Source organism: Rhizobium sp. SJZ105, assembly GCF_007828365.1.
GTDB classification, from domain to species: domain Bacteria; phylum Pseudomonadota; class Alphaproteobacteria; order Rhizobiales; family Rhizobiaceae; genus Agrobacterium; species Agrobacterium tumefaciens.
Genome location: NZ_VIUP01000003.1, coordinates 1 through 22,851, shown reverse-complemented (window position 1 = coordinate 22,851; position 22,851 = coordinate 1). Strand labels below are relative to the sequence as shown.

The following is a 22,851-nucleotide window of genomic DNA, read 5'->3' as shown; positions in this document are numbered from 1 at the left end:
CGTCAGGCCGCCTGCATCAGTTTGCCAGGGCTTTTCTTGCTGGAGGCCTCAAGGAGACGGAGAACCTCGGCGGCAAAAGCTTCGGCATTCTGCAGAGCCTTGTCGAGATTGCTGACATGGCCGGCTTTCATCATATGCAGGCATCCATCGAATTCGAACATATCGCGAAACGCAGAACGTTCGAAAATCGGCGTATCGAGAACACGTACATTCCTTTGCGCCAGCAGTTCCCGTGCGGCCAGAAGCGCGCGGGTCGTGACCAGCGGATTGACGCGGGTCAGCACGACGGAATGGTCGATCCGGATATTCGCCTTTTCATCGAGATAACGCAGCAGCTCGAGCACCTGCGCCCCGCCCTGCGCATCCATGGTGCTGCCCTGAACGGGTATCAGCACATGGTTGGAGAGACCTATCGCAGTCGCGAGCAGGGGCGATTGCGCACCGGGCAGGTCGATGATCACATGATCGAATGCACGGCGGCTGTCGATGACATGCTGCTGTAACGTCGCCGCCGTCACATAGGTGATGACTGAAAAATCGACACGCGCATCGGCCTTTTCACGCCAGCGGGAAATCCAGCGCTGTGGATCTGTATCGATGACGCAAACCCGCGATCCGCGACGCGCCAGTTCGGACGCCAGGAGAAGAACCGCCGTGGTTTTCCCGGCACCGCCCTTGGTGTTCGCGAAGGTGATAACTGGCATGGCATGATCCGGAAAACTGGGCGGAGACTGTCATGCCTCGCGGAACGCACCTGTCGCATGGTGTTACCGCCATCATTGGCGAGTTTGGTTAATGCCGGGTAAAAAAAGGGTCGCGCCATCAGCGGCGGCGGTCTTCGGCCTGAATTTCCAGCGCGATCCTGTCGAGTGGCAGAACCTTGTCGACACCGCCATGGGCGATCGCTTCCTTCGGCATGCCGAAGACAACAGAGGATGCTTCGTCCTGCGCCACCGTGAAGGCGCCGGCCTGATGCATCTCCAGCATGCCGCGTGCGCCATCATCACCCATGCCTGTCATGATGATGCCCATGGCGTTGGCACCGGCGGCACGCGCGGAAGAACGAAACAGAACGTCCACTGAAGGCCGGTGTCGCGAAACCAGTGGCCCGGTGCGGACCGAAACGCGATAACGTGCACCCTGCCGCTCCAGCAGCATATGTCTGTCGCCCGGCGCAATCAGCACATGGCCGCGCAGCACCGGATCGCCGTCCTCGGCCTCCTTGATCTCGACATCGCAGAGACTGTTCAGGCGTTTTGCAAATGCGGCGGTAAATTTTTCCGGCATATGCTGAACGATCACGATGCCGGGTGAATTGGCCGGCAGCTTCATCAGCATTGCGCGCAACGCTTCTGTGCCGCCGGTGGATGCACCGACACAGACCACCATTTCAGTGGTGCGTGCCATGGCCTTGCCCGAAGGCGGCGGCAACACGGCATCGGCGGTCAGCTTGGCCTGCGGACCGCTTGCGGCAGCCGAACGCAGCGCCGCCCGCGCATTGCCGACGCGGGCGTGCGCCGCACTTTTGACGACCTCGCAGATGCGCGTGGCCTGCTCCGCCAGATGATCCGCAGCGCCTATCCTCGGCTTGAGGATGATATCGACTGCCCCCGCCTCCAGCGCCTGAAGCAGGGTTTCCGATCCGGCCTCGGTCAGCGACGAGCACATGACTACAGGGATCGGTTTCTGCGACATGATCTTGCGCAGGAAGGTGATGCCGTCCATGCGCGGCATTTCCACATCAAGCGTGATGACATCGGGAATTTCTTCCTGGATGCGCTTGGCCGCAACAAACGGATCGGCAGCGGCCCCGATCACCTCAATACCGGGATCGCTTTCGAGAACCTCGGTCAGGGTCTGCCGGACGCTGGCGGAATCGTCGACGATGAGAACGCGGATTTTGTTCGACATGGCTCTCTGCCGCTATTGCTTCTTGAAAACGGTATTGGCGACCTGCCGCAGGGGCAGGTCGATACCGGTTATCGTTTCGGAATGACCGATGAAAAGGTAACCGCCCGGCACCAGGCGCTTGCACAATTGAGTCAGGACGTGCACCTGCGTTTTTTTATCAAAGTAGATGAGAACGTTACGGCAGAAGAGAAGGTGCACCGCATCGCCGATCTGGTAGGTCGGGTCCATGAGGTTGAGGCGGGCAAAACCGATCTTGGAACGCAGCCGCGGCACGATCCGAACCTCCCGTCGTCCGGCATCGACCGACCGCATGACATATTTCCGCATCATGTCGGCCGGAACCGGTTCGAGCAGTTCACGGGCATAGATACCGCTATGGGCTTTCCTGAGCACATCAGTGGAAAGGTCGGTCGCAAGGATACTGAAATTGTTGATGACCTGTTTCTCGGCCGCTTCGGCCAGCACCATCGCCATGGTATAGGGTTCCGCACCCGTCGAACAGGCGGAACTCCAGGCACGGATACGCCCATGGCCTTCACCCGCAAGTGCAGGCAAAGCGAATTTCTCCATGTAGTCGAAATGGTTCGGCTCACGGAAAAAATCCGTCTTGTTGGTCGTCACCACGTCAATCAGGTAGATCGCTTCCTCTTCCAGCCCGTCTTCGCGGAAGAGGAAATTGCAATATTGAGCGAAGGTGGCATGCCCCGTGGCGCGAAGGCGCTTGCGCAGACGCCCTTCCAGCATGGTGCGCTTGCTGTCCGGCATCTTTATGCCGCTGTAATTGTAGATGTATTCGGCGAGCAGCCGGAAATCCCGCTGACTCAGGCCATCATGCGCGGAGCTGGCAGCAATGGAGGCATCCACGGGAAGGGCTCTCCTCATGCCGCCTGAACCGGTGTGCCGCCCTGCCGGGCAATGGCATTTTCTTCGTTCGAGAAAAGCTTTGCAAGATCGATGATGACGACGAAATCACCTTCCCGGCGAACCACACCTGCAATGTAGTCGGAGTTCCAGTGAACGCCGATATCGGGTGCCGTTTCCATCTGGTCGCGACGGAACGGCGTCACCTCGAATACCTTGTCCGCCACGAGACCTATCGCCAGCGTGCGGGATGGAAACGGAATATCCAGCACCAGCACGCGGGTATGGGGTGTCCGCACGCTGCGGCTCATTCCGAGCCGCAGCCGCAGATCGATGATGGGCACACCCTGCCCGCGCACATCTCTCAGACCCAGCAGATATTCAGGACTATGCGGAATCTTGAACGTGTCCTCATAGTCGAGGATTTCACGGACGACCGCGACGGATACCGCAAAGACCTCCTCACCGAGGCTGAATGTCACGAACTGGCCTTCTGAAGATGTGCTGGTCATGGTCAGGCGCTTTCGCGGAAATCCGCGTCGTCAGCATCGGGACCGCCCATGGACATATCCAGTGCGAAACCTTTGACGCGGGCTTGCTGGGCGCTGACGGTGTTGCCCGTCTGCGGTTTGCGAACGGGGGCCGGCTTCATCGCCGGACGCGTCGCAGCAGGCTTTGCGGCAGGCCGATGTGCAGCCTGTGCGGGGCGCGACGAGACGCTTGAGGTATCCACCTTGAAGAAGGCGATACTGCTCTGCAACTCTTCGGCCTGTGCGGCCAGCTCTTCCGAAGTCGCAGACATTTCCTCCGAAGCGCCGGAGTTCTGCTGCGTCACCTTGTCAAGCTGTTGGATTGCCTCGTTGATCTGGGAGGCGCCGATATCCTGCTCACGGCAGGCGGCGGAGATTTCGGCGACCAGCTCGGCGGTCTTGCGAATGTCCGGCACCAGACGGTTCAGCATGTCGCCCGCTTCGGTTGCCACCTGCACGGTCTCGCCGGAAAGCGAGCTGATCTCGCTGGCAGCAGCCTGACTGCGTTCGGCGAGCTTGCGCACTTCCGATGCTACGACAGCAAAACCCTTGCCGTGTTCCCCAGCGCGCGCCGCTTCAACGGCGGCGTTCAGCGCCAGAAGATCGGTCTGGCGGGCAATTTCCTGCACGATGGAAATCTTCTCGGCGATGGTGCGCATGGCGACCACGGCGCGGTTGACGGCTTCACCGCTGGCTTCGGCGTCCTTGGACGACTGACGCGCGATCTTTTCCGTTTGCGCGGCATTGTCGGCATTCTGCTTGATGTTGGCAGCCATCTCTTCCATCGAGGCCGAAGCCTCTTCGGCAGACGATGCCTGCTCGGTCGCGCCCTGGCTCAGCTGTTCGGAGCTGGCCGACAGTTCCTGGCTGCCGGAGGACACATTGTCGGAAGCGGAAAGCGCATCGGCGACAATGCCACGCAGGCGCTCAACCATCCGTTCCAGCGCAAGGCCGAGAGTATCCCTGTCGGACAGGGGTTTCGGCATGACGGTAAGATCGCCATCGGCAATCCGGTCGGCAATGCCTGCGGTATTGCGCAGATTGCCCGTCATCGTGTTGATGCGCGCAACGAGATCCTTGATCTCGTCATTGGTCTTGATCTCGACATTCTGATCGAGATCGCCGATCGCAACCGCCTCCGCCACGGTCATGATCTTGCGCAATCCGCTGCTGATGCCGAGCGCGATCCAGAATGCTGTCGCGATGGCGATTAGTACGGCAACGACCGATGCACTGACCAGCAGGGTGCGGGTCTGCTCATAGTCATCAGCCGCCAATTGCTTCGATTCTTCAAGACGGTCGCGGTTCATCTTGACGCCCTCGCCCAGTTTCCCGGTCAGGGCATTGGCAGCGTCACGGCCCTTGCCGGACGAGTACGACGCGGCGAGCGACGTATTGCCCTGCGCAACCAGTTCCCGGACGTGATCATCACTGGCCTCGAAAGCCTTGGTGGTGGCCTGCAGATCCGTCCAGAACGCACGCGTCTCGGCGCTGGCGGTGGCTGCCATATCATTCAGCATGGCCGTCAACTGGTCGCGACTTTCGTTACCTGCCGCCTTGAAAAGCTGGGTTTCCTCCGGCGAAGCAGCAAGGATGATATTCTTCTGCGACCGGACAGTTGCCAGCGCCAGTGCGTTCATCTGGTGAACCTTGTCGAGGCGCACGACAGTGCCATCGACCACGTCGTCCATGGCATTCTTGGCGATACCGAGGCTGTAGATGCCGTAGCCGGCCGTTCCGGCAAGCATCAGGATCAGAAAGCCGAAGGCAACCGCCAGCTTCATCTTGATTGTAAATCGCATCTCAATGCTCCTTGGAAAGTTCGATGACGTTGCCACGCGCGCTGGACGAAACCGGTCCGGACTCGCGATGCCCCGTGAAAATTGCTGTCAGATTTGGAAGAATGACGAACTCGCTGCCGCGTTTGATGAGGCAATGGATGTAATCCGCCCGCCACCGCATGCCGACGCTCGGCGGCGGTTCGCTGGCTGCCCGGCTGAACGTGGTCACCTCGTTGACCTTATCGGTCCTGATGCCGATCAATGCCGGCTCGCCATCAAACGGCAGTTCTATGACGACGATACGGCTATCAATGGTTCGCTCGGTGGCTTCCATGCCGAAGGCAAGACGGATATCAGCCAGAGGGATGACCTTGCCCCGGAAGTTGATAACACTCGCCACGAAGGCTTTAGCACCGGGAACGGCGGTTTCGGGCAGAAGATCCAGAATTTCCCGAACCTTCACCGCCTCGATGGCGAAGGTCTCGCCCGCGATGTTGAAGGTCAGAACTTCCACGGCGTCGGACACGCCCCAAAACTCGTCCGTCTGCTTCAAGAGAGACTGGTTCATCCCGCGGCCCGCAATCGCGCCTCCTGTTGTTGCCCCGCCATCACCAGATGTGCGACATCGAGGATAAGGGCGACATTGCCGTCACCGAGGATGGTCGCGCCGGAGAATGTCGCGACGTCATGGTGCAGTTTCGACATGGCCTTGATGACCGTCTGGTGGTCACCGATGATCTGGTCAACCACAAGCCCGACCCGCTCGGAGCCGGTGGAAATGACGACGATCTTCTGGAACTGATCCGGCTTGGTTCCGGTGTTGAACAATTCGCGCAGGCGAATGAAGGGAACGAGGCTCTCGCGCAATGAAATGAAGGACCGGCCCCGCGAACGAATATCGTCGTCAGGCGACAGTTCCAGGCATTCCTCCACCGCCGGCAGCGGAATGACGTAGCAACCATTGCCGACCCGCACCAGCAGGCCGTCGATGATGGCCAGAGTCAACGGGATCGCCAGCGAAACTTCCGAACCCGCGCCCGGCGTGCTGGTAACGCTGATCGTGCCGCGAAGGGCCTCGACACTTTTTTTCACCACATCCATGCCGACACCACGGCCGGAAAGACTGGTAACTTCAGAGGCTGTCGAAAAGCCCGGCTGGAAGATCATCTGCAGCAGTTCCTGATCGCTGACCTGCGCGTTCGGAGCCAGAAGGCCGGAAGCCTCCGCTTTTGCCCGGACGCGCTGGCGATCGATGCCACGGCCATCGTCACGGATGGTGATCGTCACATCACCGCCCGACTGGCGGGCAATGAGGGTGATCCGCCCCGTCGCCGGTTTGCCGGCCGCCACACGCTCATCGCTTTTTTCGAGACCATGGTCGCAGGAGTTGCGGACAAGGTGCACGAGTGGATCAGCCAGGCGTTCGATCACCGCCTTGTCGACCTCTGTGCCTTCGCCCTCGGTCTCCAGCTCGATCTGTTTGCCCGTTTCCCGCGCCAGGTCATGGATCAGACGGCGGAACCGACCAAAAAGCTGGGCGATCGGCACCATTCGCAGGACCATCATCGTATCGCGAAGTTCTCCGGAAAGACGTTCGACATCCTCCGAAACAGAGCGCAAAAGAATATCGACGCTGCTACCCGCCAGCTGCGAAAGGCGGGACTGGGCAATGACGAGTTCACCGACCCGATCCATCAACTCGTCAAGTCTTTCAGCAGGCACCCGTACGTTTTCGGCCGCCTTGCCGCCCTTCGGATCGGCGGCGACCTTTCTGGCTTCCGGCAGGATCTCGGAAACGGGGAGCTCTTCTTCGACAACCGCTTCGATTGCGCGGATATCGATCTCCATGTCATCCATCACGAAGATGAAAACGTCGTCGATTGCCGATTGCGGCTGCTCGGTCGTCAGCCGGACTGTCCAGCCTAGATGGAGATCGCTCGGATTGAGGGCGTCGAGAGACGGCACCGTCGAGGTGTCGGCAACGATTTCACAATCGCCGAGTTCGGCCAGCTCATCCAGCAGACCAAGGGGATTGGTTCCGTTTGCCATGGCATTGACGGGCAACCGGAACCGGATTTCCCAGGTGGCGGCTTTTGCCTTTGCCTGCTTCCTGGCGAGATTCTGCGCCGGAACATGTGTCAGGACACCGCCATCGCCACGAGTGCCGACTGCCGCACGAAGCTTGGCGAGCAGCTGCTCTCCAACATCACCCTGCACACCGTGCGGATTGTCGACCAGCGCCTGCATATGATCCTGCGCTTCAAGAACGGCTGCGACCAGTTCGCTGGTTGCCGGAACCTCGCCCTTGCGCACCCGGTCAAAGGCGGTTTCGCAATGGTGGGTGAAGGCGGCAAGCGCCTCGAACCCGAACATTGCCCCGGACCCCTTCAATGTATGCAGTCCGCGGAAAACGGCGTCGATCTGATCCTGATCGGTCAAATCGTGAAGCAGATCGAGAAGGCCACCCTCGATTTGCTCGAAAAGCTCCGCAGCCTCCGTTCTGAAAACCTGAATAGGGTCCAGCGTCGTCATTTTCCGAGGACCTTTCTGACGATCTTGACCAGATGTTCGGCATCGAAGGGCTTGGTCAGCCAGCCGGTGGCACCGGCGGCCTTGGCGCGCGCCTTCATGTCCGCATCGGATTCCGTCGTCAAAAAGATGATCGGAATGCCGGTATGAGCCGGAGATTGCCGAAGCGCCTCAATCATCTCGAGACCATTCATGTTCGGCATGTTGAGATCAGTGACGATGAGGTCAAAATTCGCGGCCTTCGCCTTGGCAAGACCGTCCTGCCCATCAACGGCCTCGGTAATCTGGTAGCCCGCGCCTGTGAGGGCGATCTTCGTCGTCATGCGAATGCTGGCGGAATCGTCGACCGTTAAAATATGTGCGCTCATGATATGTCCTTTCCATGCAACCAGAACTGGCGGGAGGTTTCATCCATCCGCGACAGGAAACCGCCCCGCCGCAATGTCTGCAAAACCTGACCGTCAGCCGGCTCTTTCAATGTTATCGTCTTGTTGTTCTGCGCCGCGAAATTGCGCGAGGCTTCCATCAGCTGCACGAAGCTCAAATCCGCATCCGCATCCTTGGGCACCTCGACCACCAGCCTGTCGGTGTCTTTGAGACGGTCGAGAAGAAGACCGTGTGCCGGCGCAATCGACCGTATGGAAAGCGCTTGCGGCATCTTCAGTGTGTCGTTCGTGGTTTCATCAAACATGGGGAGTCTCCCGAACGGCTGCGGCTTGCATGCCGCCATCCGCCCTGATCGGTTGTTCTTCCGGTGTTTCGAGGCTCGGCACTTCGATCTCCAGAACGCCGTGGCCCGTCATGAGCCTCTCGATCAGCGTCCATTGGCGCTGGAACGCCGCGACGCAAGCGGGATCGAAATGGCTGCCGCTCTGCGCGACAACATGCGCATAGGCCTCTTGGGTCGACCACGCCATCTTGTAAGGGCGCTCGGAGCAGAGAGCCTCAAAGACGTCCGCAATGGCGACGATACGGGCTTCCAGCGGAATGCCATCGCCCGACAAGCCGTGCGGATATCCCGTTCCATCCCATTTTTCGTGATGGCCACCTGCAATCGCCTCGGCTATGCGCAGCAGGTCGGATGAACCGTTTTCGAGAATCTGCACACCGATACCGACATGTTTTCGCATTTCGGTAATCTCATCAGGCGTCAGGCGACCCGGCTTCAGCAGCACGCTGTCGGAAATTCCGATCTTGCCGACATCGTGCAAGGGTGCCGCGAGATAGATCATGCGGCAATGCTCGTCATCGAGGCCGAGATCCTTTGCCATCAGCATGCTGATTTGCGCGACGCGGGAAATATGGTCGCCGGTGTGGCCGTCGCGGAATTCGATGGCCCGCGCCAGGCGCCAGATGATTTCTTCTTCGCGGGCCGCGAGTTGCCGGGTGGCCTTGCGCACCTCATCCACAAGGCTGCGCGCCTGTCCGGCAAGATCGCGCTGCGCCTTGCGCAAGGCGAGAAGGTTGCGCACCCGCGCCTTCAGCTCCACCGGGTCAAAGGGCTTGTGGATGAATTCCGTGACACCGCTCTCTATCGCTTCGATAAGGACAGGCCGGCCTCTTTCCGATGTGATCATGATGACAGGCACATGCGCGAAATGCTCATACGTATTCAGTGCCTTGAGGAGCTGTATGCCGTTATATTTCGGCATCGTATAATCCACCACAAGCAGATCGACCGCATTGTTGCGGCAGAATTCCAACGCCTCCGTGGGATCGGTGAAGCCCACGATGGTGCCGACATCCGGAAGCCCGCGGACCGTCGCTTTCAGGGCAACAAGAATCGACTTGCTGTCATCGACCAATACGATTTGCACTTGTCCTCGCTATCATTGGATTGCGGGCGAATAGACGCGCGAACTCCTCGGCTTTCACCGAACGAATTCTACGGATCTGGAAACATTTTTTTGGGAAAAGACGACCGCGTCATGTGGTCATGAAAATGAAGCGCCTGCGCGAAATTCGCCTGAGAAGACAACTTCTTATATGAATAAATTGACCAGATGTTGGTTAACAGCGACTTAAGTGTGACTTATGAATACTTATAGTGAAGCGCCATCATCAGGCCTTCCAACGGGAATGTGATCCCGTGGCGTGGCGCCGCAGCCTCTCGGGCTGATGCGCAGACGCGCCACTAATCCTTGTTAGTATTTCTAACCTACGGAGAAGATTTCGGCCGATTGTTGCAGCGTTGATCCTCGAATAGCCTGAGACCAGAATTGGTATCAGGCAAAAGAGGGAACGATGTCGAAACGGCAGGACAAGATCAAGCTCGGAACCTTTGTTTACACGTTCGGCTTCCATGCAGCCGCATGGCGGCACCCGGCAAGCAAGGTAACCGCAGCAACCGACTTCAGCCACATGTTGAATGTGGCCAGAATTTCTGAAGCTGCCAAATTCGATTTCATGTTCCTCGCCGATTCCGCTGCGGCTGCCGTTGGTGACCCCGACGCCTTGGCGCGCAGCCCGACCAAGCAGAACCGGTTCGAACCGCTTTCTCTCATCTCGGCACTTTCGGTGATGACGGAAAGACTGGGTTTGGTCTCGACGGTATCGACGAGCTATTATGAACCCTTCAATGTCGCCCGGATTTTCGCGTCTATCGATCAGCTGAGCCGGGGACGCGCCTGCTGGAATGTCGTCACCTCCGATCATGACGAGACCGGCTACAACTTCAATCGTCAGGGTCTCGATCCTCACGCCGTCCGTTACGAGCGCGCGCAGGAATTCATCGACGTAGTGTTCGGCCTATGGGACAGCTTTGAACGCGACGCCTTGCTGCTCGATCGCGAAAGCGGCGTTTATTATGACAAGGACAAGCACCATACCCTCAATCATGTCGGCAAGCATTTTCAGGTGCGCGGCCCGCTCAACATTGCGCCTTCCGAGCAGGGGCGGCCTGTTATTGCTCAGGCCGGCGGCTCCGAGGCCGGAATGAACCTTGCTGCACGGACGTCGGAAATCGTCTTCAGCCTGGCATCCAACATCGAGAGCAACAGGGCTTTCTATCAGAACGTCAAAGGACGTATGCCGGCATTCGGTCGCGATCCCGAAGATCTCAAGGTCATGCCGGGAATTGTCGTCAATGTTGGGGAGACCGAGGCCGAGGCGAAGGCAAAAGTCGATTTTCTCATCGACAGCCTGCATCCGGACGTGGGTCGGTTGATGCTTTCGGAGTTCCTCGAAGCCGACCTTCGTGGCGTTCCCCTCGATCAACCATTTCCGATGGACCGGCTGCCCGCCGAGCCGAAAGGCTCGCGCAAGATGTTTGACCAGCTCGTCGAGTTCGTCAAACAAGGACAGACAGTGGGACAATTGATCCGCCACTACGCAGAACGCCACACCGGAAACGGAATAACCGGGACACCAAAACAGATCGCAGACTACATGGAAGAGTGGTTCGAAACCCGTGCCGCCGACGGTTTTATTCTTATGTTCCCGACACTTCCCGCAAGCCTGGAAGATTTCGTCCGCCTTGTCTTGCCGGAGTTGCGGCGGCGCGGACTGTTTCGTGAGGAATATGAAGGATCGACGCTGCGCGAGAACCTGGGGCTTTCGATGCCTGCCAACCGTTACACGGCCGCCAAAGGCGATAAAGAGCGCATCTGAAGGAGCCGATCATGGTGGACCAGATGAAAATGCAGGTGCCGTCTCCGGGCGCTGACCTCTTCAAATCCTCCATGCGGAATCTGGCGGGTGCCGTTTGCGTCATCACGACAGGCACGGGTGAAACACGAACCGGCTTCACCGCAACATCCGTCACAGCACTTTCTGCGGATGGCCCGACGGTGATGGTCGCACTCAATCGTGGATCCTCGTCCTGGGAAATCGTCGAGAAAGCCAGACGGTTTTGCGTCAACGTCGTCGCTGAAGGTCAGGAAAACGTCGCCCACTCATTCTCGGGTTTTAATGGCCTTAAGGGTGGCAGCCGCTACGATGGCGCCGTCTGGCACACGATGGCGTCAGGCGGCCTTGCGCTGGATGGCGCTCTGGCAAGTCTGGACTGCGAACTCGAAGACGCGATCATCCATCGATCCCATGTGATCCTGATCGGCCTCGTCCGGTCGATAAGGACACATGACGATGCCCGGCCACTTCTGTACTGGCGCGGAGAATATCAACACATCAGAAAGTGATATCCCGAGCGGTAGGCCATTAGTCACGCACTGCGGTTCGGGGACGATGCGACAGACTGCTTTTTCGCGATCCCCATCACCCACATATGAAATTCTCTTCCGTAGGGCTTATCGAAAACGGAACGATCCCATGCCAGATAGTAGCTCTCGGGAAGCGGAAGGCGGATGTCGAAAGGAACAACAAGTGTACCGGCCTGCAACTCGTCCTCGATCATCGAGACCTGAGCCAGCACGAAGCCGTGTCCGTTGACCGCAGCGTCGATTGCGTTGCTCGACAGCGCGAAAAACAGGCTCGAGAGTTTTTCATTCACGGTCGCGCCAACCAGCTGCGCCCACTCGCTCCATTGTGGCGGACGGCTGTAATGGGCTTCCCACTCGATATTGAGCAAAGGGAATTTGAGAAGGTCGGCGGGCGCCGATAATGTCCGTCCCCCGAGCAAACGCGGCGAACATGCGGGAACCACCCAATCCGTATAAAGCGGCACGAAATGCGCGTGCACCTCTGCCCGCTTTCCATAGGTTATGCGAAAATCGCTCTGGCCGCCCGACAGGCTGGGTTCGTCATCCTTGCCGATGATACGGACATTGGCTTCCGGATAGAGAGCCTGCCACTCGAAGATCTTGCGGCCGATCCACTTGTTCACCACCGAGCTGAGCGCAGTCAGCACGATGCCGGTCTGGCTCCGCGCCCGTTCGAGAACATCGACGGAATGATTGAGCTGGCTGAAGCCTTTGGCGACTTCCTTGTGAAGAAGAACACCCCACGACGTCAGTTCCACACGGCGTCCGATACGTTCGAGGAGCGTAACGCCGAGATGGTTCTCAAGCTTGCGCACCTGTTGGCTGATGGCACTGGGTGTTACGCCCAGTTCTTTGGCGGCCGTGCTCATCGTGCCGCACCTTCCTACGGCTTCGAAAGCTTGCAGGGCATGGAGTGGGGGCATAGCCAATAGAGTATCTCCAGTTCTGCTTTTTGTTAATTTTTTCTAAACAAAAACGCAACGAAAATCCGCTTGTCCCGCATCGCAACAAGGAAAATACTGATCCGATTAAAGCGAGAACGGGGGAAGAAAATGTTTCTCAAGAATGCTTGGTACGTCGCCACCTGGGATCACGAAATCGGACGAGACCTGACACCCGTAACGATGCTCGGCGAAAATATTGTTCTTTATCGTCTTCAGAATGGCAAGCTTGCAGCGCTCGAAGATGCCTGTCCCCATCGCAAGCTCCCCTTGTCCATGGGGCGTATCAAGGGCGACGACGTCGAATGCGGCTATCACGGATTGACCTTCGACTGTTCCGGCGCCTGCACCCGCGTACCGGGTGCAGAGCGTATTCCACATGTGGCCTGCGTCCGCTCCTACCCGGTGGAGGAACGTTACGGGCTCGTCTGGGTCTGGATGGGTGAGGCCGCGAAAGCCGATCCCGCAGAGATTTTCCATGTCGAACATTTCGGTGATCCGTCCTGGGGCGTCAATCGCGGCGAGTCGATGACGATCAACTGCAATTACCTCTACATGACGGACAATCTGCTGGACCCATCCCACGTCGCATGGGTACATCAGAGCTCGTTCGCCAGTTCCGCCTGCGAAGAAACGCCATTGGAAACAACGGTGAAAAGCGATGGCGTCGTCGTCTGGCGCTGGATGCTGGATTCAGATCCAGCCCCCTTCTACGCACCGTTCCTGCAATTTGAGGGGAAATGCGATCGAAAACAGCATTACGAGGTTCGCTACCCCAGCAATGCCATCATCAAGGCCATCTTTGCACCATCAGGCTCCGGTGGCGAAGGCCGCGAATTGCCAGCCAATACGTTCTTGATGGACAGCTACAATTTCATGACGCCAGTCGATGAGAACCGCACGAAGTATTATTGGTTTCAGATGCGAAATTTCGCGCCCGACGACCCGGACGTTTCAGCGCGCTTCGCAACATCCGTACGCGGCGCATTCGAGGAAGACCGTGTCGTGCTAGAGGCGGTCCACCACGGGATCGCGAACAAGAAGACTCCAAACCTCGATCTGAAGATCGATGTCGGACCGCTGCGGTTCAGACGCAAGCTTTCACAGATGATCGATAGCGAGACCATGAATGTCGTCGCTGCCGCGGAGTAAGCGCCTGCGCCGGAACGACTAACGATATGGTCTTCGCCTGCTCAAATGTATCAGGCGGAGATGGCAAAAAAATAATAACCGGGAACATAGCTGGTGATCGGCAAAAGCCGACGCCCGCCACAAATCGGGAGTATCCTTGATGCGCCACATCAGGCAGCCTGAGCTCTATTCAGTGGACTATAATGTGCTGCGGCAACGTTTTCTTTCCGCTGCGCGCCGGTCGAATGCTGCGTTGTTCGAATATAAGCATCCATTGCATGGCCCAGGTGGAGAGCACCTTTTCACGGATGTTGCATATCTGGGCGAACGCAACGCGTCAAAAAAACTCGTCATCTTGTCCGGCACGCACGGAGTTGAGGGGCAATTCGGATCGGCTTGCCAGGCTGAATGGCTTGCCGCAAATAACCCTTTACCGCTTCCTCCCGATACGGCTGTGGTGATGATCCATCTGATCAACCCATGGGGAACAGCATGGAGCCGACGGGTCAACGAGGACAATGTCGATCTCAACCGAAACTTCGTTGACTGGAAGAGAGCCGTTCCACGAAACGAACGATACGCCCCACTCCATAATGCATTTGTCTGCGCCGAGTGGGATGGACCCGATCGTGACCGTGCCGATCAACTGCTGAGAGATGCCAAGGCCGCTTTAAATGGTCACGCCGGGATCGCCGCGATTATCGAAGCAGGCCAATACGACTTTCCAGACGGACTGTTTTATGGCGGCAACGGCCCGACATGGTCGAACCGCACCCTCAACGATATCTTGAGCACTTTCGTCAGTGGCGCGTCGGATGTCGTCGTCTTCGATCTTCACACCGGTGCAGGCCCTTACGGATATCCCGCACTGCTATCCGTGGCGGAAGAGGACCATGCCGGTCTGGAATGGGGCAGGAAAACCTATGGGCACGCACTCGCGGTCGTGATGACCGGCAATGGCGCAACGACCGATACCGGCATTGCGGCAACGGCTACGGGCTACGTTTCAGCAGCGGTCTGCAAATCCTTGCCCGAGAGCCGCGTATTGCCGCTGGTAATCGAATGCGGAACCCTTGAAGGCCCGGTGGTGATGGACGCCGTGCAGGCCGATAACTGGCTGCATCTTTTCGGGAATATCGAATCTCCGCTTGGGCAGAAAATCAAGAAGACGCTGAGAACGGCGTTCATTCCTGACGATCCCGAATGGCAGCAGAACTGTCTTGGGACAAGCTTGCGATATTTCGACCGCGCGCTGACCGCACTTGCCTCGGTTACTCCCCCGGCTTCAAAGGGCGCACCCGCTCCGGCTTTGGTGAGCGACTGGCCACCGGCCGTGCCTGTGAACACCAAACGCCATGAACGGCCAGCCGTTGAAGTTCATGATCTCCACAAAAGTTTCGGCACGCACGAAGTCCTGTCGGGCGTGGGGCTGAGTGCCGATCCCGGCGAAGTCGTTTCGATGATCGGCTCGTCAGGTTCCGGCAAGAGCACGTTTTTGCGCTGTATAAACCTGCTTGAACAGCCCAGCAGTGGAACGATCGTCGTTGATGGCGAGGAAATACGAATGAAGGGCGGAGCGAATGGCCGTTCGCAGCCAGCAGACATGCGCCAGGTCGAGAGAATTCGCGCCCGCGTGGGAATGGTATTCCAGAACTTCAATCTCTGGCCCCACATGTCCGTGCTTGAGAACATCATCGAGGCTCCCGTCCATGTTCTTGGCGAGCGTCGCCAGGATGCAATCGACCATGCCCATCAGTTGTTGAAGAAAGTGGGACTGTCGGAAAAGCATGCCCAATATCCCGGGCAGCTCTCCGGCGGCCAGCAGCAACGTGCGGCCATCGCAAGAACACTGGCCATGCGGCCAAAAGTCATCCTCTGTGACGAACCGACATCCGCTCTAGACCCCGAACTTGTGGGAGAGGTCCTGCGCGTGATCCGTCAGCTGGCAGAAGAGGGCAATACCATGATCCTCGTGACGCATGAAATGCAGTTTGCGCGCGAGGTATCTCACAAGATTCTCTTCTTACACAAAGGAAAGGTGGAGGAAGAGAGTACCCCGGCGGAATTGTTCACCAATCCGCGATCGGAACGCCTGCGTCAATTTCTGTCGCGAACTTTATGACGTGATCCGCTGATCAGCTGTGCCGGGGCTGTGTCCGGCAAATCAAACCTGACAAATAACCAAATAGGGGAATTCGCATATGAATCTGAAAGTCCTGTCACTCGCCCTGCTTCTTGCAGGCGTCAGCACGGCGCACGCTGCCGAAGGCGAATTGTCGATCGGCACCGAAGGTGCCTATCCACCATGGAGCATGGCCGATGCTGCCGGCAATGTGACCGGCTTCGACGCCGATGTCGGCAACCTGCTCTGCACGAAGCTCGCCGTGAAGTGCCGGTTCGTCGTGCAGGCCTTTGATGGCCTGATCCCTGCCCTCAAGGCGAAGCGCTTCGACGTCATCATCTCCGGGATGTCGATTACCCAGGATCGAAAAAAGGAAATCAATTTTTCGGTCGGATATGCTGAGCTGGCAAACATGTTCCTCGTTCCCAAGACATCCGATCTCGCCGGCATCAAGGATATCGACACTTTGTTGAAGGGCTTGGACGGCAAGACGATCGGCGTTCAAACCGGAACGACGCACGCCCACTTCATCGAAAAGCGGGTGCCGAATGCCAATCTCAAAACCTACGACACGCTCGACAATATGCAGATCGATCTCGCAAGCGGCCGCGTTGAGGCAGCATTTGCAGACGCCTCTGCGCTTCAGGATTTTCTCGCCAAGCCCGAAGGCAAGGACTTTCAGTTTGTCGACGTGAAAGTTCAGAGCAAATTCGATTCCACCCTCGGCGAAGGGATCGGCGTCGGAATTGCCAAGGAGAACACCGAGCTGAAGACGAAGATCGACAAGGCACTGTGCGAGCTCGTCGCGGATGGTTCGATCGGCAAAGCGAGCCAGAAGTGGTTCAAGATGGATATCTCCAGACCCTGCAACTAAGACGCCTGCCCCGCTCTTCCCAGAAGTGCGGGGCAACCACTCAATCGCAACCTGACAGGGTGCGCACGGTCGAAGACGCTGACGATGCCTGCTGCCAAAAAGGCAAGGGAGTGCGCAGCAAAACCAAGGCAAATCCAATGGAGTCTAGTCTGATCCTAGTTTGGCAGGGTGGTTGGATAAGAGCCATTCTGCAGGGGGCCGCAATAACGATTGCCGTCGGTACGGTCAGCATGCTTGTCGGTGCGTTGATCGGAACCTTGTGCGGGGTCATCAAGTGGGCGCGGATATTCCCGCTGACACTTGTGGTAGACGCCTATACCTCTCTCGTGCGGGGGGTGCCTGAACTGCTTATCATCTATCTGCTGTTCTTTTCTTCCGTGCAATTCGTGACACAGGTTGCCACAGCTTTCGGATATGCTGCCCTTGCGGACAGCGGATATGCCTTCATCATTGCCATCATTGCCATCGGTACGATTTCAGGCGCCTACTCGACCGAGGTTATCAGGGGAGCATTGGCTTCCATCCCGACGGGACACATAGAAGCTGCGCGCGCACTGGGGATTCCCGGGCGCCGCATCTTCAGGCGCATCATCATCCCGCAAATGCTACGCATTGCCATCCCCGGTATGAACAATGTCTGGCAGACAACCATCAAGGACACGGCACTGGTATCGGTTGTCGGGCTACAGGAACTGATGCGCGCCGCCTCGGTTGGCGCCGGTAGCACCCGCAATCCCCTGATTTTCTTTCTTATCGCAGCCGTCGTGTATTTCGCGATCACCATCATAAGCCAGGCTGGATTCGACAGGGTCGAACGCCTGGTGAGACTAAGGGCGAGGAAGTAACGCGATGGATATCGAATTCCTGAAAACATCGATGCCTTTCCTCTTGAAAGGGCTTTCCACAACGGCGACCATAACCGCGATATCTGTCGCGATCGGTTTCAATCTCGGCCTTGGTCTTGCGCTCATGCGGCTGTCCGAAAACCGTTTCCTTGCCGGGTTTGCAAAATATTACAGCATGGTCTTTCGCGGTACACCGCTGCTTGTACAGCTGTTCCTGTTTTACTACGGGCTTGGCCAAATTGGCTTTATCAAAGGCAATGCCATAACGTGGTGGGTGATTAGTGATGGTGCGCGCTGCGCGGTCATGGCGATGGCGCTCAACACAGCCGCCTATACATCGGAGATTCTGCGAGGCGGATTATTATCGGTTCCCGCGGGTCTCAAGGAAGCGGCCAAAGCCACGGGAATGTCACCATTTATGCGTTTCCGCCGGATCGAATTCCCGCTCGCCATTCGCCAGGCTCTGCCGGCTTACGGCAATGAGCTGATCCTCGTCGTCAAGGGTACGAGCCTTGCCTCGACAATCACGGTTCTCGAGATCACGGGATATGCAAAGCGCCTGATGAGCCAGACATTCGCGATTTTCGAGGTTTTCGCCTTGGCGGGTGCCATCTACCTCGTCATCAACCTCACCCTCGTCATGCTCATCCGCATGCTTGAGGCACATCTGATGCGTCACGAAGCGCGCTGAAGGCCAGTAGTCTCGAACCTTACGACTGCCTGTCACGCGCATTTATGGACTATATCGCCGCCTGGACAGCCAAAAAAAAGGCGTTCTGGCGAACTGAACCGTAGCCTCCTATGTCGTGTCCGCGCCGCGCGCCTAAAGAGCGCGGCGTTGTCATGTCAGCCGGTGACTTTGCCGGGGTTAAGAGTGTATCCGCCATCGATTGCGGCCTTGATCTGCGTCATCAAGGCAAATTTTACCGGGTTCGCTGTCTCCCGCAACGCATGAATGCGTTTGGAGCCGATCCCATGTTCCGCCGAGAACGAACCACCCGATTGCGTCAGGTCGCGGTACAGAACGGATTCGATGGCAGCAATCTTGGCGGGCGTCAGAGCTGCCCCGGCTGCATTGAGAACAATGTGAAGATTGCCATCGGCAATGTGGCCGAAGAGGTAGGGATCGAGGAGAGGATCGATTGACCGAAGCTCCGGTACGCAGCGAGCCACATATTCTCCGATCTGCGACAAGGGGACGGAGACGTCAAAGGACGGCGCAGCCGGATATCTGCGATAGATAAGGTCCGTGTCCTCCCTCAGACGCCACAACTCTGCTTCCTGCGCCTTCGATGTTGCGACGACAGCGGACACGTTCGGATAGGTTTCATACAGCTCCTCGTAAATCCGGCCGAGCTCCATCTGAAGCTGTTCCTCGTCACCGCCGCCCAGAGACATGATGAGGTTGACAGGATAGTCAGGGGCATAATCTGGCGCCGACCAAAGGTGCTCGCCCGCCGTCAGGGAGAAAAACGAATTCCAGATCGCTTCCGCCGCACGCATGTGGCCATACCTCACGGTCAACCCCAGCCCGGTTGCATCAAGAGCCGCTTCAACGGAGGGAAGCCCAAAAAGTGCGGTTGCGGTTGCTGCGGGAACCGGCTCCAGCTTGATGGCAATTCTGGTCACAATACCAAGCGTACCCTCGGCCCCGATGAAGAGATGCTTGAGATCGTATCCTGCGGCGTTCTTCACCACGCGTGTCAGGTCGGAATATATCGAGCCATCAGGCAATACGACTTCCAGTCCGAGCACGCGATGTCGCATCACCCCATATCGAAAGGCAGAAATCCCGCCGGCATTGGTCGAGACCATTCCGCCAATCGTGGCAGAACCACGCGATGGCAAGTCGATGCCTGGCTCGAGACAATGCTCCGATGCGGCCGCCTGCAACGCTTGAAGCGTAACGCCCGCCTCAACAACGGCAACCCGCTCATCTGGATAGATTTCCACGATCCGGTTCAGCCGGGCGGTCGACACCACGATTTGACCGGGGACGGACACACCCCCGCCAACAAGCCCGGTTCGGCCACCCTGTGGTACAACCGATATACCATGGGCAACCGCAGTTTTTATGATCGACGCAACCTCGTGCGGAGATGAAGGGAAAGCAACCGCATCCGCACCGAAATTCGCAGGCGTTACGCCATAATCGAGATTGGCAACGGCATCACCGCGTTTCAGGTTCGACGGGCCGATAATCTGGTCGATTTCATTGAGAAACGCGGCGGACAAATCCCGTGTTGAGGCGGTATTGTGTTCGATCATGACGCGACTTTTGCCTCAGGAAGCTTATCTTTGAGTGAGCGTAACGCTTCGAGAAAACGGTCGTTTTCCGCAGGAAGCCCGACGGTCACACGAATGAAGCTGGCGAACTCCGGTTCTTTCCAGGGTTTGACGATGACGCCATGGGACAGGAAATGATCGAAAGCGATCGAACTGTCGCAACCAACATCGATGAAGAGAAAATTCGTCTGAGAGTCCGGAACGAAAAGATCAAGCGAGGCGATTGCCGCAGCCATGCGCCTGCGCTCCTTGACGACGCTTTCGACGGAAACCCGCATCCAGTTTTCGTCATCGAGCGCGGCAACTGCGGCCAATTGCGCGGCTGCATTGACGTTGAACGGTGTCTTTGCAGATGACATGGCCTGTGCCAGCCGCTCATCGGAAGCCACGGCATATCCGACGCGCAACCCAGCCAGCCCGTAGGCCTTCGAGAAGGTTCTGAGCACGACCCAGGAGATAGCGCTGTCAGCCAGTGTCTTAAGCCCATCTGGCGTATTCCCGTCGCAGAATTCGAAATAGGCTTCGTCGAAAACAAGCAACGTCTCTTTCGGGACAGCTGCAATGAGGCTTGAGAGCTGATCCTGTCGCAACGCCGGGCCCACGGGATTGGAAGGCGAGGAGATGAAGAATATCGATGGCTTTTCGCGCAATGCGGTCGTCATCGCCTCAAGATCGAACCGAAGATCCTTCGTCATCGGTATCTTGATGATTTTCGCACCATTTGCTCTGGGCTCGATTTCGTGAAGGCCGAAACCAGGTATCATCGCGACCACGGTAGCATCCGGACGCAGGACCGCGCGACAAACGGCAGCGATCATCTCTTCGGAGCCGTTTCCAATGACAATCCGGTTTCCGGCAACGCCGAGCTTTCGACTAAGCGCATCACGCAAGATCACACAGGCAGGATCCGCATAGCGTGAGGGGTCGAGACTGGCCAGCGCAGCGGTTACCTTCGGAGAGCAACCATATGGATTCTCATTGCTGGCAAGGGCCGCAATTTCGGTCAAACCCGTCTTGCTTCGCGCAACGGCGATATTCATTCCAGCATTATAAGGCGGAAGTTCAGCAACGTGCGGGTTGAGTCTGAGTATATCGGACATGGGTTGATCTCGCTGATTTGGATAAACGCTGGAATCTGGTTTCAGAGGTCGAGTACGACTGAACTCACGGGCTTGGAACAACAGAGGAGAATCTGCCCGGATGGCACGTCATCCAGCGGCTCTTCCACATATTCAACGTCGCCGGACACAAGGTCCTGGACACAGCTGCCGCAGACACCCGCGCGACAGGAGAATGCTGGCTCAATACCCCGGCTCTCCAGAAAGCTCAGGATGGATTCCGAGGCTGAATCCCACTCGAATCTGGCATTTGACTTTCCAAGAACGATCTCAATGCCTGAGTACTCAGGCTCTGACGCCACCGGAGCAACAGTGAGGCTGAGGTTTGCTTCCTTCTTCGGCTGCGATGGCGAAAGCAGGGAGGCAGGCCCGAAAAACTCGTAGGCAATCTTGCTTTTCTCCAAGCCGAGGGAGAGGAGCAGGTCATACATCGCCTGCATGAACGGCGGTGGTCCGCACATATAGACTTCGTAATCGTCCAGCGGCAGAAACGACTGCAAGGTCTCCCGAGTGATGAAACCGGCGGAATGGAATAGTCCGGCCTTGGCATCCTCGTCGGTCGGAAAACGATAACAGTAATGAATATGGACGTTGCTGCGCTTTTCAGCGAGCACCCGTACTTCTTCACGCAGCGCATGGGTAGCAGCCCCGTCGCAGGCATGGACGAACCAGACGGGCCGATCGCTTTCCGCAACCAAGACCTTCAACATGGAAATCGTAGGTGTCAGCCCGACGCCACCGGACAAGAGAATAACCGGTCGCTGACTGGCCTTGTCGAGTTTGAACGCACCACGCGGCCTGTCAATATGGATGACCGCACCCTCTTCAACGGCGTCATGGAGCCAGCACGAAACAAGACCATCGGCCATATCGGGCGCTAAAGCGGCCTCCCGTTTCACGGTAATACGATAGACCCCGATCTCATTTGGTCCTGACGAAACCGTGTAATTCCGGACAAGCGGTTCTTTGCCTTCGGGATGCGGTATCTGGATCGTCAGAAACTGGCCTGCCTCAAAAGTACACCAATCCGCAGGGTCGACAGGCGTGAGGTAAAAAGACGTGATCGTGGCACTCTCGCGCACCTTGCGCTTTACCTCGAACGGGCGAAAACGTGGATCCAGGCGGGTCGTCATGATTTGCTTGTCCTGATGATTGCAATATCCGGAAATCTACAGATCGCCTCAAGAGCCCTCCCCGTGAGATCGCTCAAGGCTTGCTTCAACCTGCAGACGATCAAAGGTTTTCGCGGGAGGCAGAACTTCCTCAAAAACTCGCTGGCAATTTGGTATTCACCAATTTGCAGCCCCAAGGCCTCACCTCAATTTATCCCTCTGACAAATCTCATTATTTGCGCGTCAACAAAGAGAGACAATCCCGCCACAGATGGGTTTTTGTTTAGAAAAGCTAAACTATGGGGGTTTGAATTGGCGCGAGCAACTCTGGATTTGCGCCTCGTTTTTTACCGGGATACGCCAAAGCAGAACGTGATCTTCAGAACCAATCGTTAGATAGTTGCAGAGTGCTCCGCGAGCAGGATATAGGCCTAGGTGCACGCTATCAGAGCCCCACGGTGATATATCGCCAGCAATTCATTTGCGGTATCCAACGCCCAAAACGCACGAAAGCCCTCTACGATGAGAGGGCTTTCGTGTTGAATTTATTCGTAAATTTTGGTTGCGGGGGCAGGATTTGAACCTGCGGCCTTCAGGTTATGAGCCTGACGAGCTACCGGGCTGCTCCACCCCGCGTTACCAGCGTAAATCCC

Annotated in this window: 21 protein-coding genes, 1 tRNA gene and 1 pseudogene; 8 read left to right on the top strand and 15 right to left on the bottom strand. The window is 57.5% G+C overall.

Features of this window, described 5'->3' with window-relative positions; genetic code table 11:
* Window positions 1–2 precede the first annotated feature (2 nt).
* From FB593_RS12155 to FB593_RS12110, 10 genes are all read right to left on the bottom strand, one after another.
* Entirely contained in the window at window positions 3–704 is a 702-nt protein-coding gene (locus FB593_RS12155) for a ParA family protein (RefSeq protein ID WP_013636809.1), read from the bottom strand.
* A gap of 118 nt (window positions 705–822) precedes the next feature.
* Window positions 823–1,911, bottom strand: coding sequence for a protein-glutamate methylesterase/protein-glutamine glutaminase (locus tag FB593_RS12150; RefSeq protein WP_113472897.1), 1,089 nt, complete (start codon window positions 1,909–1,911; stop codon window positions 823–825).
* Between the two features lie 12 nt (window positions 1,912–1,923).
* On the bottom strand, window positions 1,924–2,793 hold the full coding sequence (locus tag FB593_RS12145) for a CheR family methyltransferase (protein ID WP_013636811.1): 870 nt from the start codon (window positions 2,791–2,793) through the stop codon (window positions 1,924–1,926).
* A complete protein-coding gene (locus FB593_RS12140; RefSeq protein WP_003514179.1) occupies window positions 2,790–3,284 on the bottom strand; it encodes a chemotaxis protein CheW in 495 nt (164 codons plus the stop codon). The genes FB593_RS12145 and FB593_RS12140 overlap by 4 nt, the downstream gene beginning before the upstream one ends.
* A gap of 2 nt (window positions 3,285–3,286) precedes the next feature.
* Complete coding sequence (locus FB593_RS12135) at window positions 3,287–5,104, bottom strand: methyl-accepting chemotaxis protein (protein ID WP_112290260.1); 1,818 nt, start codon at window positions 5,102–5,104, stop codon at window positions 3,287–3,289.
* A 1-nt stretch (window position 5,105) separates the two neighbouring features.
* Window positions 5,106–5,651: a chemotaxis protein CheW gene (locus FB593_RS12130; protein WP_003514184.1), complete on the bottom strand. Its 546-nt coding sequence runs from the start codon at window positions 5,649–5,651 to the stop codon at window positions 5,106–5,108.
* The gene (locus FB593_RS12125; RefSeq protein ID WP_003514186.1) at window positions 5,648–7,615 is read right to left on the bottom strand and encodes a chemotaxis protein CheA; all 1,968 of its coding nucleotides are present in this window, start codon (window positions 7,613–7,615) and stop codon (window positions 5,648–5,650) included. The genes FB593_RS12130 and FB593_RS12125 overlap by 4 nt, the downstream gene beginning before the upstream one ends.
* Window positions 7,612–7,980, bottom strand: coding sequence for a response regulator (locus FB593_RS12120; RefSeq protein ID WP_013636814.1), 369 nt, complete (start codon window positions 7,978–7,980; stop codon window positions 7,612–7,614). The genes FB593_RS12125 and FB593_RS12120 overlap by 4 nt, the downstream gene beginning before the upstream one ends.
* Complete coding sequence (locus FB593_RS12115; RefSeq protein ID WP_112752016.1) at window positions 7,977–8,303, bottom strand: hypothetical protein; 327 nt, start codon at window positions 8,301–8,303, stop codon at window positions 7,977–7,979. Before FB593_RS12115 ends, FB593_RS12120 begins: the two co-directional genes overlap by 4 nt.
* The gene (locus FB593_RS12110; RefSeq protein WP_321186278.1) at window positions 8,296–9,429 is read right to left on the bottom strand and encodes an HD domain-containing phosphohydrolase; all 1,134 of its coding nucleotides are present in this window, start codon (window positions 9,427–9,429) and stop codon (window positions 8,296–8,298) included. Before FB593_RS12110 ends, FB593_RS12115 begins: the two co-directional genes overlap by 8 nt.
* 427 nt (window positions 9,430–9,856) lie before the next feature.
* Here FB593_RS12110 and FB593_RS12105 point away from each other — a divergent pair, with 427 nt between their 5' ends.
* Both FB593_RS12105 and FB593_RS12100 read left to right on the top strand, forming a co-directional pair.
* Entirely contained in the window at window positions 9,857–11,221 is a 1,365-nt protein-coding gene (locus FB593_RS12105) for an LLM class flavin-dependent oxidoreductase (RefSeq protein ID WP_080797690.1), read from the top strand.
* An 11-nt stretch (window positions 11,222–11,232) separates the two neighbouring features.
* On the top strand, window positions 11,233–11,748 hold the full coding sequence (locus tag FB593_RS12100; protein WP_080797687.1) for a flavin reductase family protein: 516 nt from the start codon (window positions 11,233–11,235) through the stop codon (window positions 11,746–11,748).
* A 23-nt stretch (window positions 11,749–11,771) separates the two neighbouring features.
* Here the strand turns inward: FB593_RS12100 and FB593_RS12095 are convergent, their stop codons facing one another.
* Entirely contained in the window at window positions 11,772–12,692 is a 921-nt protein-coding gene (locus tag FB593_RS12095; protein ID WP_080797685.1) for a LysR family transcriptional regulator, read from the bottom strand.
* 129 nt (window positions 12,693–12,821) lie between these two features.
* On the opposite strand from FB593_RS12095, the gene FB593_RS12090 reads away from it, so the two are divergent.
* The 6 genes and pseudogenes from FB593_RS12090 to FB593_RS27835 all read left to right on the top strand — a co-directional run.
* Complete coding sequence (locus FB593_RS12090; RefSeq protein ID WP_013636820.1) at window positions 12,822–13,862, top strand: aromatic ring-hydroxylating dioxygenase subunit alpha; 1,041 nt, start codon at window positions 12,822–12,824, stop codon at window positions 13,860–13,862.
* A 139-nt stretch (window positions 13,863–14,001) separates the two neighbouring features.
* On the top strand, window positions 14,002–15,963 hold the full coding sequence (locus FB593_RS12085) for a DUF2817 domain-containing protein (RefSeq protein ID WP_080797682.1): 1,962 nt from the start codon (window positions 14,002–14,004) through the stop codon (window positions 15,961–15,963).
* A 79-nt stretch (window positions 15,964–16,042) separates the two neighbouring features.
* Window positions 16,043–16,837, top strand: a complete 795-nt coding sequence (locus tag FB593_RS12080; protein ID WP_003514202.1) for a transporter substrate-binding domain-containing protein — start codon at window positions 16,043–16,045, stop codon at window positions 16,835–16,837.
* 137 nt (window positions 16,838–16,974) lie between these two features.
* On the top strand, window positions 16,975–17,682 hold the full coding sequence (locus tag FB593_RS12075; RefSeq protein WP_035198759.1) for an ABC transporter permease: 708 nt from the start codon (window positions 16,975–16,977) through the stop codon (window positions 17,680–17,682).
* Between the two features lie 4 nt (window positions 17,683–17,686).
* Complete coding sequence (locus FB593_RS12070; protein ID WP_013636823.1) at window positions 17,687–18,373, top strand: ABC transporter permease; 687 nt, start codon at window positions 17,687–17,689, stop codon at window positions 18,371–18,373.
* Window positions 18,352–18,477: pseudogene (locus tag FB593_RS27835) on the top strand (aldehyde-activating protein); the annotation flags it as partial. The gene FB593_RS12070 and the pseudogene FB593_RS27835, both read left to right, overlap by 22 nt.
* 51 nt (window positions 18,478–18,528) lie before the next feature.
* On the opposite strand, the gene FB593_RS12060 reads toward FB593_RS27835, so the two are convergent.
* From FB593_RS12060 to FB593_RS12045, 4 genes are all read right to left on the bottom strand, one after another.
* Complete coding sequence (locus FB593_RS12060) at window positions 18,529–19,950, bottom strand: FAD-binding oxidoreductase (protein ID WP_145166633.1); 1,422 nt, start codon at window positions 19,948–19,950, stop codon at window positions 18,529–18,531.
* On the bottom strand, window positions 19,947–21,068 hold the full coding sequence (gene hisC, locus FB593_RS12055) for a histidinol-phosphate transaminase (protein WP_112290247.1): 1,122 nt from the start codon (window positions 21,066–21,068) through the stop codon (window positions 19,947–19,949). The genes FB593_RS12060 and hisC overlap by 4 nt, the downstream gene beginning before the upstream one ends.
* Before the next feature lie 41 nt (window positions 21,069–21,109).
* Complete coding sequence (locus tag FB593_RS12050; protein ID WP_112290245.1) at window positions 21,110–22,219, bottom strand: 2Fe-2S iron-sulfur cluster-binding protein; 1,110 nt, start codon at window positions 22,217–22,219, stop codon at window positions 21,110–21,112.
* A 538-nt stretch (window positions 22,220–22,757) separates the two neighbouring features.
* Window positions 22,758–22,834, bottom strand: a tRNA-Met gene (locus tag FB593_RS12045).
* Window positions 22,835–22,851: the final 17 nt, after the last annotated feature.